General features: G+C 64.4%; 10 protein-coding genes and 1 other RNA gene. 10 read left to right on the forward strand and 1 reads right to left on the reverse strand.

Annotation, left to right across the window (positions count from 1 at the left end; genetic code table 11):
• The first annotated feature begins 40 nt into the window (after positions 1-40).
• Positions 41-441, forward strand: an RNA gene (rnpB, locus tag ORS3428_RS00895) — RNase P RNA component class A.
• 24 nt (positions 442-465) lie between these two features.
• Here rnpB and ORS3428_RS00900 read toward each other — a convergent pair.
• Positions 466-1,581: a cystathionine gamma-lyase gene (locus ORS3428_RS00900; protein WP_071093913.1), complete on the reverse strand. Its 1,116-nt coding sequence runs from the start codon at positions 1,579-1,581 to the stop codon at positions 466-468.
• Between the two features lie 392 nt (positions 1,582-1,973).
• On the opposite strand from ORS3428_RS00900, the gene mraZ reads away from it, so the two are divergent.
• The 9 genes from mraZ to ftsW are packed head-to-tail and all read left to right on the forward strand — an operon-like array spanning position 1,974 to position 12,178.
• A complete protein-coding gene (gene mraZ / locus ORS3428_RS00905; RefSeq protein WP_071093914.1) occupies positions 1,974-2,432 on the forward strand; it encodes a division/cell wall cluster transcriptional repressor MraZ in 459 nt (152 codons plus the stop codon).
• The gene (gene rsmH, locus ORS3428_RS00910) at positions 2,429-3,445 is read left to right on the forward strand and encodes a 16S rRNA (cytosine(1402)-N(4))-methyltransferase RsmH (protein WP_071093915.1); all 1,017 of its coding nucleotides are present in this window, start codon (positions 2,429-2,431) and stop codon (positions 3,443-3,445) included. The genes mraZ and rsmH overlap by 4 nt, the downstream gene beginning before the upstream one ends.
• A gap of 4 nt (positions 3,446-3,449) precedes the next feature.
• Positions 3,450-3,845, forward strand: a complete 396-nt coding sequence (ftsL, locus tag ORS3428_RS00915; protein ID WP_071093916.1) for a cell division protein FtsL — start codon at positions 3,450-3,452, stop codon at positions 3,843-3,845.
• Positions 3,842-5,569 carry a peptidoglycan D,D-transpeptidase FtsI family protein gene (locus tag ORS3428_RS00920; protein ID WP_071093917.1) on the forward strand — a complete coding sequence of 576 codons (1,728 nt, stop codon included), beginning with the start codon at positions 3,842-3,844 and terminating at the stop codon, positions 5,567-5,569. The genes ftsL and ORS3428_RS00920 overlap by 4 nt, the downstream gene beginning before the upstream one ends.
• A 54-nt stretch (positions 5,570-5,623) precedes the next feature.
• Positions 5,624-7,078 (forward strand): UDP-N-acetylmuramoyl-L-alanyl-D-glutamate--2,6-diaminopimelate ligase, encoded by a 1,455-nt coding sequence (locus ORS3428_RS00925; RefSeq protein ID WP_071093918.1) that lies wholly within the window; start codon positions 5,624-5,626, stop codon positions 7,076-7,078.
• Entirely contained in the window at positions 7,075-8,508 is a 1,434-nt protein-coding gene (locus ORS3428_RS00930; RefSeq protein WP_071093919.1) for a UDP-N-acetylmuramoylalanyl-D-glutamyl-2,6-diaminopimelate--D-alanyl-D-alanine ligase, read from the forward strand. Before ORS3428_RS00925 ends, ORS3428_RS00930 begins: the two co-directional genes overlap by 4 nt.
• A 26-nt stretch (positions 8,509-8,534) precedes the next feature.
• Positions 8,535-9,617, forward strand: a complete 1,083-nt coding sequence (gene mraY / locus ORS3428_RS00935; protein ID WP_071093920.1) for a phospho-N-acetylmuramoyl-pentapeptide-transferase — start codon at positions 8,535-8,537, stop codon at positions 9,615-9,617.
• A gap of 9 nt (positions 9,618-9,626) precedes the next feature.
• Positions 9,627-11,027 (forward strand): UDP-N-acetylmuramoyl-L-alanine--D-glutamate ligase, encoded by a 1,401-nt coding sequence (gene murD / locus ORS3428_RS00940; protein ID WP_071093921.1) that lies wholly within the window; start codon positions 9,627-9,629, stop codon positions 11,025-11,027.
• On the forward strand, positions 11,027-12,178 hold the full coding sequence (gene ftsW, locus ORS3428_RS00945; protein ID WP_071093922.1) for a putative lipid II flippase FtsW: 1,152 nt from the start codon (positions 11,027-11,029) through the stop codon (positions 12,176-12,178). Before murD ends, ftsW begins: the two co-directional genes overlap by 1 nt.
• The last annotated feature ends 2 nt before the right edge of the window (positions 12,179-12,180 follow it).

Genomic DNA, 12,180 nt, shown 5'->3' on the forward strand with positions numbered 1-12,180 from the left:
TTGTTTGCGTTTTCAGGTGCGAACCCCTTTATACGCCTTGCCAGCTGGCCGGGCGGCCGCGCCCGCATCAGCCGAAAGACTGCGGGTGAGGAAAGTCCGGGCTCCATGGAGACACGGTGCCGGCTAACGGCCGGCGGGGGAAACCCCAGGGAAAGTGCCACAGAAAGCAAACCGCCGCGGCATATGCCGCGGCAAGGGTGAAAGGGTGGGGTAAGAGCCCACCGCGCGACTGGCAACAGGAGCGGCACGGCAAACCCCACCGGGAGCAAGACCGAATAGGGGCGGTGCGAAGGGAAACCTTCGAGGGCTGTTTCCGGCCCACCGCCCGGGTAGGTTGCGTGAGGCGCATGGCGACATGCGTCCAAGATGAATGGCCGCCACGTTCTCGCGCCGCCAGGCGCGAGGGCCATACAGAACCCGGCTTACAGGCCAGCTGGCATTTCTTCTACAGCGGTCCGAGCGCCCTCAGGCGTCAAGGCGATCCAACGACGCCTCGATCGCCTGCCAGAGCTCCTCGACCGGCTCGCAGCCGATGGCCAGCCGCACGAAGCCGGGAGGCACGGCGTCGCCGCGTTTCGAGCGCCGTTCGGCCGAGGTGTGGACGCCGCCAAACGAAGTCGCCGATTCAATCAGCGCGCAATTGTCGATGAAATCCTCGGCCTTCTCCTCCGAGGCGAGCTCGAACGAGATCAAAAAGCCAAAGCGCTCCATCTGGGCACGCGCCAGATTGTGCGAGGGGTCGCCCTCAAGGCCTGGAAAGCGCAGGCCGCTTATGGCGCGATGATCCTTCAACCGTCGCGCGATTATTTCCGCGGACGAGCACATGCGGTCGAAACGCACCTCCAGCGTTTCCAGGCCCCGATGCACGAGCCAGGCCTCGAACGGCCCGGGAATGCCGCCGGCCGTTTCGCGCCAATCCTTGACCCTGGCGACAACGTCCGGATCGCGGCTCGCGACATGGCCGAACAGCACATCCGAGTGACCATTGATCGCCTTGGTGTCGGCCGACACCACGATATCGGCGCCGAGGTCGAGCGGGCGCTGGCCAAAGGGCGTCATCGTCGTGTTGTCGACGATGAGGAGCACGCCTTGCTCGCGGGCTGCCTTGGCGACGGCGGCGACATCGCAGATATCCAGCCTTGGGTTTGAGGGGGTTTCGACGAAGACCAGCCGGTAGCCGGCGAAACTGCCGTCGAGCATGCTCGATGTGGGCCTCACGTCATAGGCGACGCCGAGCGGTTTCAGGAAACGCTCTGCCAGTGCTCGTGTCGTGTGGTAGCCGTCCGAGGGCAAGAGGATACGGTCGCCCGCTTTGACGAGCGCGAACAACACCGCCGAAATCGCAGCCATTCCCGACGGAAAGGCAACGCATTGCGCATCTTCCAGATGGCCGAGCACGTGCTCGACGGCGTGCCATGTCGGGTTGCTGAAGCGGCCATACTGATCGAAACCCGTCGCGTCGCCTGGCGAATGAAAGATGGAGGCCAGGGTCAGCGGCARGGGGATCGGATCGCCTTTGGCGAAATCGCCGCTGCGCAGATGTGCAAGCGCTGCGGCGCGTGACTTCGCGGTTTCGGACATGGGTTCATTCCTTCGCTGAACAGAGGTTCGAGGCTAGGCACGCCAAGCGCTTGCAGCAAGCCGGGTCTTCTTGGGCCAGAAAGCTCTAAACGCTTCGTTAGGCTTAATAGAGGATAAAGACGAGACGTGCCGTCAGCCTGCTTCTTCTGGTTGTGGTGCGCGCGTTTGTGATGCCTCCTCCCGTTGACGCCCATAGTACCCCATGATATCCCATTCGCATCATCAAGCCTTCGTTCCGCGTCAGGGTGAAGCGTACGCCAATCGGGCAGTCGCGGCGGCTGCGCATTGGCCTGTTTTCGCCTCGGTGAATGCAGCGATTTGTCGCGAGCGCGGCGGGAGCGCGGAGAAAAACATGGGAAGGGGTGCGGCGGCGACAGCGGCTGTGGTGCGTRGTGGACCGATTTCTGTCAAACGCAGTGAACAGGATCGATGCGAAGGGGCGAGTGTCCGTCCCGGCGCATTTCCGCGCGGTCGTGCAGAAGCGCGGCTATTCGGAACTCTACGCCTTGCGCTGTCTGGATCTTCCGGCGATGGATGTCGGCGGGCTCGATCTGCTCGACCGCTACGAGCAGCGGATCGCGCTCGAGGATCCCTTCCTGCAGACTGCGGACGACATGTCGTTCTTCTGCCATGGCGACGGGACATTCCTGAAGCTCGACCAGGACGGACGCATCACGATGACCGATTTCATCCGCGAGCATACGGGCATTTCAACGGAGGCGGCCTTTGTCGGCCGCGGCAATTTCTTCCAGATCTGGGAGCCGGGCCGGCTTGCCGCCTATGGGGCGCAGGCGCGGGCCAGGCTTTTGCAGCTTCGGCARGGGACGAAGCCCGGGGAGCGATCGGAATGATGGCAGGCCACGGCGATGATCCTGACGCCGTTGGCGGACTGGTCCGTCACATTCCGGTCCTCCTTGGCGAAGTGCTGGAGGCTCTTCAGCCCAAAGCCGGCGAGACCATCATCGACGGGACGTTCGGCGCCGGCGGCTACACCAGCGCCATCCTCGAGCGCGATGCCTCGGTGGTGGYCATCGATCGCGATCCGGATGCGATCGCCGCGGGCCGGGCCCTCGAACAGCAGGCAGCCGGCAGGCTGAGGCTCGTTCAAGCGCCGTTCTCGACACTGGATCAACATGTCGAGAGCGCCGACGGCGTCGTGCTCGACATCGGCGTTTCCTCCATGCAGCTCGACCAGGCGGAGCGCGGCTTTTCCTTCCGCGCCGATGGGCCGCTCGACATGCGCATGGCGCAGGCCGGCTTGAGCGCCGCCGACGTCGTCAACACTTTCAAGGCGGGTGACCTGGCCCGCATCTTTGGCTTCCTGGGCGAGGAACGTCATGCCGGCCGCATCGCCCGCATGATCGAAAACCGGCGCGGGAAGCGGCCTTTCGAGCGCACGCTCGATCTTGCAGACGCCATCGCCACCCATATCGGCCGCGCGCCGAAGGACAAGATTCATCCGGCCACGCGCGTCTTCCAGGCGCTGCGCATCTTCGTCAATGACGAGCTCGGCGAGCTGGCGAGCGCGCTTTTCGCCGCCGAGCGCGTGCTCAAGCCCGGCGGGCGGCTGGCCGTCGTGACCTTCCATTCGCTGGAGGACCGCATCGTCAAGCGCTTCATTGCCGATCGCGCCGATGCGGCGTCGGGCTCGCGCCACATGCCCGACGCGCCGACGCGGCTGGCGACCTTCCGCAAATCCGGCGGCGGAGTGACGCCGGGAGAGGCCGAGATCGCCGCCAATCCGCGGGCGCGCTCGGCGAGGCTTCGCGCGGCAATCCGCACCGACGTGCCGGCGCGCGCCGGCGACTTTTCGATTTTCGGCCTTCCAAAGCTTCCCGCCGTCGAGCGGCCGGGGGAGAGGTGAACACGTGTTTCGAACCAGCGACATAGTCCTGATCGCCGTCATGGTTTCGGCGGCGGCCCTGACCTACAAGACCAAGCGCGAAGCCGAGGACCAACTGGCAGCGGTGCAGAAGCTGCAGGCGCAGATCCGCTACGAGGAAGACACGATCGATCTTCTGAAGGCCGACTGGAGCCTGCTCACCCAGCCATCCCGGCTGCAGAAGCTTGCCGAGATCTATAAGTCGCAGCTCGGGCTCGAGCCGCTCAACGCCCACCAGATCGGCGGCCTCGACGACGTGCCCGTGAAACCGGTCAACATTCAGGACCTGTCGTCGCAGCGGCTCGGCGGCATGGCCGACAATTCCGGCAAAGAACCTTCGGACGGCAAGGATCCGGTTGTGACCGGGAGCACCGTGCAATGATCGGCAGATTTCCGAGGATCGGCAACCTGCTGAAGCGCCGGAAGAAGTCGGCAGAGGACGGCTCGATCGTCGTCGATGCCGCCCGCAAGGCGACCGGCGGCAAGGCCAAGACCCGCATCGTCATGACGATGGCGGTGTTCTTCACCATCTATTCGACGATAGCCGGCCGGCTGATCTATCTCGGCCTGCAGAACCCGGACAATTCGGGCGGTCCGCAGAGCCGGGTAACTGCGTCACGACCGGATATCGTCGACCGCAATGGCGAGGTGCTGGCGACCGACATCAAGACGGCGTCGCTGTTCGCCGAACCGCGCCGCATCGTCGACGCCGACGAGGCGATCGAGAAGCTCGCGACCGTGCTTCCCGAGATCGACTACGAGCAGACCTACCACAAGCTGAAGAGCGGTGCCGGCTTCGTCTGGCTGCAGCGGCAGCTGACGCCGAAGCAGCAGGCTGACATCATGGCGCTCGGCATTCCCGGCCTCGGCTTCCGCACCGAGAAGCGCCGCTTCTATCCGAGCGGCGAGACGTCTTCCTACATTGTCGGCCTCACCAACATCGACAATCAGGGCATCTCCGGCATGGAGAAGTATATCGACGACCAGGGTCTGACCGACCTGCAGGCGTCGGGCCTGGCAGTGGCCAGGGACCTGAAGCCGGTGAAGCTTTCGATCGACCTGCGCGTCCAACATGTCGTGCGCGACGAGGTCGCCGCCGGCATGGAACGGTTCCACGCGATCGCGGCCGGCGCCGTCGTCCTCAACGTTAAGACCGGCGAAGTTCTGGCCATGGCCTCGGTGCCGGATTTCGACCCCAACAATCCCTACAATGCCCAGGACAAGGACCGGCTGAACCGCATGTCGGCCGGCCTCTACGAAATGGGCTCGACCTTCAAGAGCTTCACCACCGCCATGGCGCTCGATTCCGGCAAGGTGACGCTGGAAAGCCGCTTCGACGCGTCGCGTCCGATCCGCATTGGGCGCCAGACCATCCACGATTTCCACAGCAAGGGCCGGGTGCTTTCGGTGCCGGAAGTGTTCATCTATTCTTCCAACATCGGCTCGGCCAAGGAGGCTGAGGCGGTCGGCATCGAGGGGCACCGAGAGTTCCTGCACCGCCTGGGCGTGCTGGAAAAGATGCAAACGGAACTGCCCGAGGTRGCGCGCCCGACCGAGCCGAAGGTGTGGAAGCAGGTCAATTCGATCACCATCGCTTTCGGCCATGGCGTTTCGACGACGCCGCTGCAGACRGCCGTCGGCTGCGCCGCGCTGATGAATGGCGGYTGGCTGATCGAGCCGACCTTCCTGCCGCGTACGGTGGAGCAGGCGATGGAGGTCGCCAAGAAAGTGGTCAGCGAGAAGACCGTGGAATCGATGCGCTACCTCTATGCGCTCAATGCCGAGAAAGGTTCCGGCAAGAGCGCCAGGGTCCCGGGCTTCCGCGTCGGCGGCAAGACCGGCACGGCGGAGAAGGTGGTCAACGGCCGCTACTCGAAGGATAAGAATTTCAACGCTTTCGTCRCCGCCTTTCCGATGGACGATCCGCAATATATCGTGCTGACGATCGCCGATGAGCCAAAGCCGGAAAAGCCCGGCATGGGGGCCACCGCCGCCTCGAATGCGGGGGTCATGGCGGGCAACATCATCAGGCGCTCGGCTTCCATGCTTGGCGTGAAGCCAGATTTCAGCCATGAAAATGGTGCAACGCTGGTTTCCTATCAGTGATTCTTGGGGCGCGCCGGCAACTGCGCGCTATTTTGTTGCGGTGAACGGAACTCGATGCATCTGAAAGATCTAGCCGGTATCCTGCCTGTCGAGGGAACAGCTTCCCCCGATCTGGAGGTGRCCGGACTCTCCTCCGATTCCCGTCAGGTAAGACAGGGCTTCGTCTTCTTCGCGCTTGCCGGCAGCAAGGCTGACGGCGCGGCCTTTGCCGCCGATGCCGCCGGCCGCGGCGCTGCCGCAATCGTCGCCGGCAAGGGTAACGCGATCTCCGGTCTGTCGATCCCGGTTGTTGCCGTGGACGATCCGCGCCTGGCGCTGGCGCTCAGCGCGGCACGCTTCTTCGGCAGGCAGCCCGAGACGATGGTGGCCGTCACCGGCACCAGCGGCAAGACATCGGTCGCCGCGTTCACCCGCCAGATCTGGAAGCAGGTAGGATTTGCCGCCGCCTCGATCGGCACGACGGGCGTCGTGGCGCCCGGCCGCAACGAGTATGGCTCGCTGACCACGCCGGATCCGGTGGCGCTGCACAAGCTCTTGAAAGAGCTGGCGGACGCAGGCGTCACCCATGCTTCGATGGAGGCTTCCAGCCACGGTCTCGACCAGCGGCGCCTCGACGGCGTCAGGCTTGCTGCCGGCGGCTTCACCAATCTCGGCCGCGACCACATGGACTATCATCCGACAGTCGAGGACTATCACCTCGCCAAGCTGCGCCTGTTCGGCGCACTGCTGCCGAAAGGCGCGCCGGCCATCATCTTCGCCGACGACCCATGGTCGGAGCCGACGATCAAGGCCGCGAGGGCGGCGGGACTGACCGTCCGCACGGTGGGGCGCCATGGCGACTTCCTCACGCTGAAGCGGGTCGAGCACGAGCGCCACCGCCAGCGCGCCGAGGTCGAAGTCGATGGGGTCCTCCATGAAATCGACCTGCCGCTCGCCGGCGATTTCCAGATCGCCAACGCGCTGGTTTCGGCCGGACTTGCCATCTCGACTGGAACATCCGTCGCCAAGGCTTTGGCCGCATTGGAAAAATTGAAAGGAGCTCCGGGCCGGCTCGACCTCGTCGGCACGACGGCAGCCGGCGCTCCCATCTATGTCGACTATGCACACAAGCCGGATGCGCTGGAAAATGTGCTGACCTCGGTGCGCCCCTTCACCACGGGCCGCGTCGTCGTTGTTTTCGGCTGCGGCGGCGATCGCGATCGCGGCAAGCGGCCGATCATGGGCGAGATTGCAACCCGGCTCGCCGACGTCGTCATCGTCACGGACGACAATCCGCGCACCGAAATCCCTGAAACCATTCGCGCGGCGATCCTTGCCGCGGCGCCCGGCGCCATCGAGATCGGCGATCGCCGCCAGGCCATCCATGAAGCCGTGGCGATGCTTCATGCCGGCGATACGCTGATCGTCGCCGGGAAAGGGCATGAGGAAGGCCAGACCATCGGCACCGAAACCTTCCACTTCTCCGACCATGAGGAAGTGCGCGAGGCGCTGAAGGAGCGCGCCGCATGAGCATGCTCTGGACGTCGCAAGCGCTTGTCGAGGCCATGGGCGGAAGGCCGATCGGCTCGCTGCCGGAAGGCATCACCGGCATCTCCATCGACAGCCGCAGCCTCGAACCGGGCAATGCCTTCTTCGCCATCAAGGGCGAGACGATGGACGGTCACGATTTCGCCACCGCTGCGGTGAAGGCGGGCGCTGCAGTGCTGGTCGTAGCCGAGGCCAAACTGCCGTCTCTCGGCCGCCTGACGGCGCCGATGATCGTGGTGCAGGATGTGCTCGCGGCGCTTGAAAAGCTCGGCGTTGCCGCGCGCGCCCGCTCGCGCGCCAAGATCATCGCGGTGACCGGATCAGCCGGCAAGACGACCACCAAGGAAGCGCTGCGGCATGTGCTGTCGGCCGTCGGTAAGGTRCATGCGTCGGCGCAGTCGTTCAACAATCACTGGGGCGTGCCGCTGACGCTCGCGCGCATGCCAGAAGAATGCGACTACGCGGTCTTCGAGATCGGCATGAACCACCCCGGCGAGATCAGGCCGCTGGTCAAGATGGTCAGGCCGCATGTCGCGATCGTCACGCTGATTGCTGCCGCCCATCTCGGCTTCTTCAAGAATCTCGACGAGATCGCCCAGGCCAAGGCAGAGATTTTCGAGGGGGTGGAGCCCGGCGGCGCCGCGTTGCTCAACCGCGACGATCGGCGCTGGATGCTGCTCGGGAAAATGGCCAAGCAGGCCGGCGTCGCGCATGTCTTCGGCTTCGGCGAGAATGCCCGCTCGACCTTCAGGCTGACCGGCTGCACGCTTCATGCCGACCACTCCGACATCGCCGCCAGGATCGGCAAGAAGGAAGTGGCGGCGCGCGTCGGCGCGCCTGGTCGCCACATCGTGCAGAATGTGCTTGCGGTGCTGGGCGCCGCGCAACTGGTCGGCGCCGACCTCGACAAGGTTGCGGCGGCGCTTGCCGATCTCTCGGCCGAGCGCGGCCGCGGCAGGCGCCACATACTGCATCATCCAGACGGCCCGATCGTTCTGATCGACGAGAGCTACAATGCCAATCCGGCGTCGATGGCTGCAGCCATGGCGCTGCTCAACGCCACGCCTGTTTCGGGCGAGGGCAGGCGCATTGCCGTGCTTGGCGACATGCTGGAACTCGGCAGCCATTCCGCGAAGCTCCATGCGGCGCTTGCCGAACTCATCATCGGCACCGAGACGCGCAACGTGTTTCTCGGCGGCCCGGAGATGCGGGCGCTTGCCGACGTTCTGCCTTCCGATGTCGAAACCGAATACCGGCCAGGAGCGGAAGAGCTGAAGTCCGTCGTGACGTCGGCGCTGAGGCCCGGCGACGTGGTGATGGTCAAGTCGTCGAAAGGCATCGGATTTTCAAAGCTGGTCGAGGCATTGCTCGGCAAATTTCCGGCGGAAGCCGCAACCATAGAACCGACCTGAAGTCAGGCTCCGGGGGACGGAAGCGCATGTTCACTCTACTCGTTGATTTCGCGGACAAGATCTCGGTCTTCAATGTCTTCCGCTACATCACTTTTCGTACCGGCGGCGCGCTGATCACCTCGGCGCTGATCGTCTTCATCTTTGGACCGACCATCATCAATTCGCTGCGGCTGCGACAGGGCAAGGGCCAGYCGATCCGCGCCGACGGACCGCAGACGCATTTCAAGAAGGCAGGCACGCCGACCATGGGCGGGCTGATGATCCTGTCCGGCATCATCGGCTCATCGCTTTTGTGGGCGAACCTCTCCAGCATCTATGTCTGGGTGGTGCTGATGGTTACGCTGGGCTTCGGTTCGATCGGCTTCTACGACGACTATCTCAAGGTGACGAAACAGTCGCATCTGGGCTTCTCGGGCAAGGCCAGGCTGGCGATCGAATTCATCATCGCCGGCATCGCGGCGTKGGTCATCATGCACAATGGCCAGGCGCCGTTCTCGTCGTCGTTGACCTTCCCCTTTGCCAAGGAATTCCTCCTCAATCTCGGCTGGTTCTTCGTGCCGTTCTCCTGCTTCGTCATCGTCGGCGCGGGCAATGCCGTGAACCTGACCGACGGCCTCGACGGCCTCGCGATCGTGCCGATCATGATCGCCGCGGCGTCGTTCGGCGTCATTGCCTATCTCTCGGGCAACGCGGTCTTCGCCGAATACCTGCAGATCCATTTCGTTCCCGGCACCGGCGAATTGGCGGTCGTGCTCGGCGCAGTGATCGGCGCCGGTCTCGGCTTCCTCTGGTTCAACGCGCCGCCGGCCGCAATCTTCATGGGCGACACCGGATCGCTCGCGATGGGCGGCCTGATCGGCACCATCGCCGTCGCCACCAAGCATGAGATCGTGCTGGTCATTGTCGGCGGCCTGTTCGTGGTGGAGATCCTGTCGGTCATCATCCAGGTCGGCTACTTCAAGATGACCGGCAAGCGCGTCTTCCTGATGGCGCCGATCCACCATCATTTCGAAAAACTCGGCTGGACCGAAAGCCAGGTGGTGATCCGCTTCTGGATCATCGCCGTCATCCTGGCGTTGGTCGGCCTCTCTACCCTCAAGCTGAGATAGGACACACGCTTGATCCCCGCCGCTTCCTTCGCAGGCAAACGCGTTTCGCTCTTCGGGCTCGGCGGTTCGGGGATTGCCACCGCGCATGCGCTGATCGCCGGCGGCGCCGAGATCATCGCCTGGGACGACAATCCGGACAGTGTTGCCAAGGCGGCCGCCGCCGGGATCGCGACCGGCGACCTGYGCGCCGCCGACTGGTCGCGCTTCGCGGCCTTCGTGCTCTCACCCGRCGTGCCGCTCACGCATCCGAAGCCGCATTGGACGGTGGAATTGGCGCGCGGCGCCGGCGTCGAGGTGATCGGCGACATCGAGCTGTTCTGCCGTGAGCGGATCCATCGGGCGCCGACGGCGCCCTTCATCGCGATCACCGGCACCAACGGCAAATCGACGACGACGGCCCTGACGGCGCATATCCTGAACTCAGCCGGGCGCGACACTCAGATGGGCGGCAATATCGGACGCGCCGTCATGACGCTCGATCCACCTGGGCCTGATCGGCACTATGTGGTCGAGTGCTCGTCCTATCAGATCGATCTCGCGCCCTCGATCAATCCGACCGCGGGCATCCTGCTCAACCTGACTCCGGACCATCTCGACCGTCACGGCATGATGGCGCACTACGCTTCGATCAAGGAAAGGCTGGTCGCAGGCAGTGAGACCGCGATCATCGGCGTCGACGATTCCTGGTGCGCCCAGATCGCCGACCGGCTGGAGCGGGCTGGCAAGCAAGTCATCCGCATTTCCAAGCGCCTGCCGCTGACCGACGGCTATTTCGCCGACGGCACCAACCTGATGGAAGCTGTGAATGGCCGTTACAGCCGTATCGCCTTCCTCGAAGGCATCGGCTCGCTGCGCGGCCAGCACAATGCGCAGAACGCGCTTGCCGCCGTCGCTGCCTGTCTCAGGGTCGGGTTGGAACTCGGCGAGATCCAGGCGGGGCTGGAGAGCTTCCCGGGGTTGGCGCACCGTATGGAGCAGGTGGGCCGCAAGGGCCATGTGCTGTTCGTCAACGACTCCAAGGCGACCAATGCCGACGCCGCTGCACCCGCGCTGTCGAGCTTCAACCGCATATACTGGATTGCCGGCGGACTGCCCAAGGAGGGCGGCATCGAGCCGCTGCGCGGCTTCTTCCCACGCATCGCCAAGGCCTATCTCATCGGCGAGGCGGCGCCCGCCTTTTCCGCCACGCTCGGCGAGGCGGTGCCTTACGAAATATCCGGAACGCTGGCTGCCGCGGTCGACCATGCCGCGCGCGACGCCGCGAAGGACAACTGCGGCGAGGCCGTGGTGCTGCTTTCGCCGGCCTGCGCCAGTTTCGACCAGTTCAAGAATTTCGAGGTACGCGGCGAAGCCTTCAGGCAAGCTGCGACTGCTATTGATGGGGTGAAACCCATCGGAGGGCCACGTTGATGCAAAGCCGTCTCGACAAAAGTCCGGTCGCAACCTGGTGGTGGACGATCGATCGCTGGTTCCTGGCGGCATTCCTGTCGCTGATGGGACTGGGCATCATTTTGTCCTTCGCGGCGAGCCCGGCGGTCGCCGAGCGCATCGGCCTCAGCAGTTTCCATTTCGCCACGCGGCAGATCGTCTTCACGATCCCCGCGCTGGTGGTGATGCTGGCGGTTTCCTTCCTGGAGGCGCGACAAATAAGGCGCATGTCGCTGGTGATGCTCTGCATCATGCTGGTGCTGATGGTGGTGGTGCTCTACATCGGCGTCGAAGTGAAGGGCGCGCGGCGTTGGGTCTCGCTCGCTGGCCTCTCCATTCAGCCGTCCGAGTTCCTGAAGCCCGCCTTCGTCATCATCTGCGCCTGGCTGTTCGCCGAGCACAAGCGCCAGCCCGACATCCCCGGCAACCTGTTCGCCATGCTGCTGCTCGCGCTGGTGATCTCGCTTCTTGTGGCGCAGCCCGACCTCGGCCAGACCATGCTGGTGCTGGGCACCTGGGGCGTGATGTTCTTCATGGCCGGCCTGCCATGGTTCTGGATCATCGCGCTGGGCGCCGCCGGCATCGGCGGCGTGTTCGCCGCCTATACGGTGTTCCCGCACGTCGCCGCCCGCATCGACAAGTTCCTGACCGGCGAAGGCGATACTTTCCAGGTCGACATGGGCCGCGAAGCGCTGATCAATGGCGGCTGGTTCGGCGTCGGCCCGGGCGAGGGGACGGTGAAGCGCGTCATCCCTGACAGTCATGCCGACTTCGTCTTCTCGGTCGCGGGCGAGGAGTTCGGGCTGATCATGTGCTTCTTCATCATGTCGATCTTCGCCTTCATCGTGCTGCGCGGATTGAGTATCGCGCTCAAGGAGCATGACGATTTCACCCGCTACGCCGTCGGTGGGCTCGTGACCATTTTCGGCCTGCAGTCGGCCATCAACATGTGCGTGAACCTGCAGCTGATGCCCGCCAAGGGTATGACGCTGCCCTTCATCTCTTATGGCGGTTCCTCGCAGATCGCGATTGCCGTCTCGATGGGCATGGTGCTAGCGTTGACGCGCAAGCATCCTGAAAAGCGCAAGCAGATGGGCTTCGCCTTCTCGCAGCGCACTATCGCGGCGGAATGAGG

This window comes from Mesorhizobium sp. ORS 3428 (genome assembly GCF_001854785.1).
GTDB lineage: Bacteria > Pseudomonadota > Alphaproteobacteria > Rhizobiales > Rhizobiaceae > Mesorhizobium.

Coding starts and splice junctions, on each gene's coding strand:
- ftsW (WP_071093922.1), top strand. CDS start 11,027: ATGCAAAGCCGTCTCGACAAAAGTCCGGTCGCAACCTGGTGGTGGACG.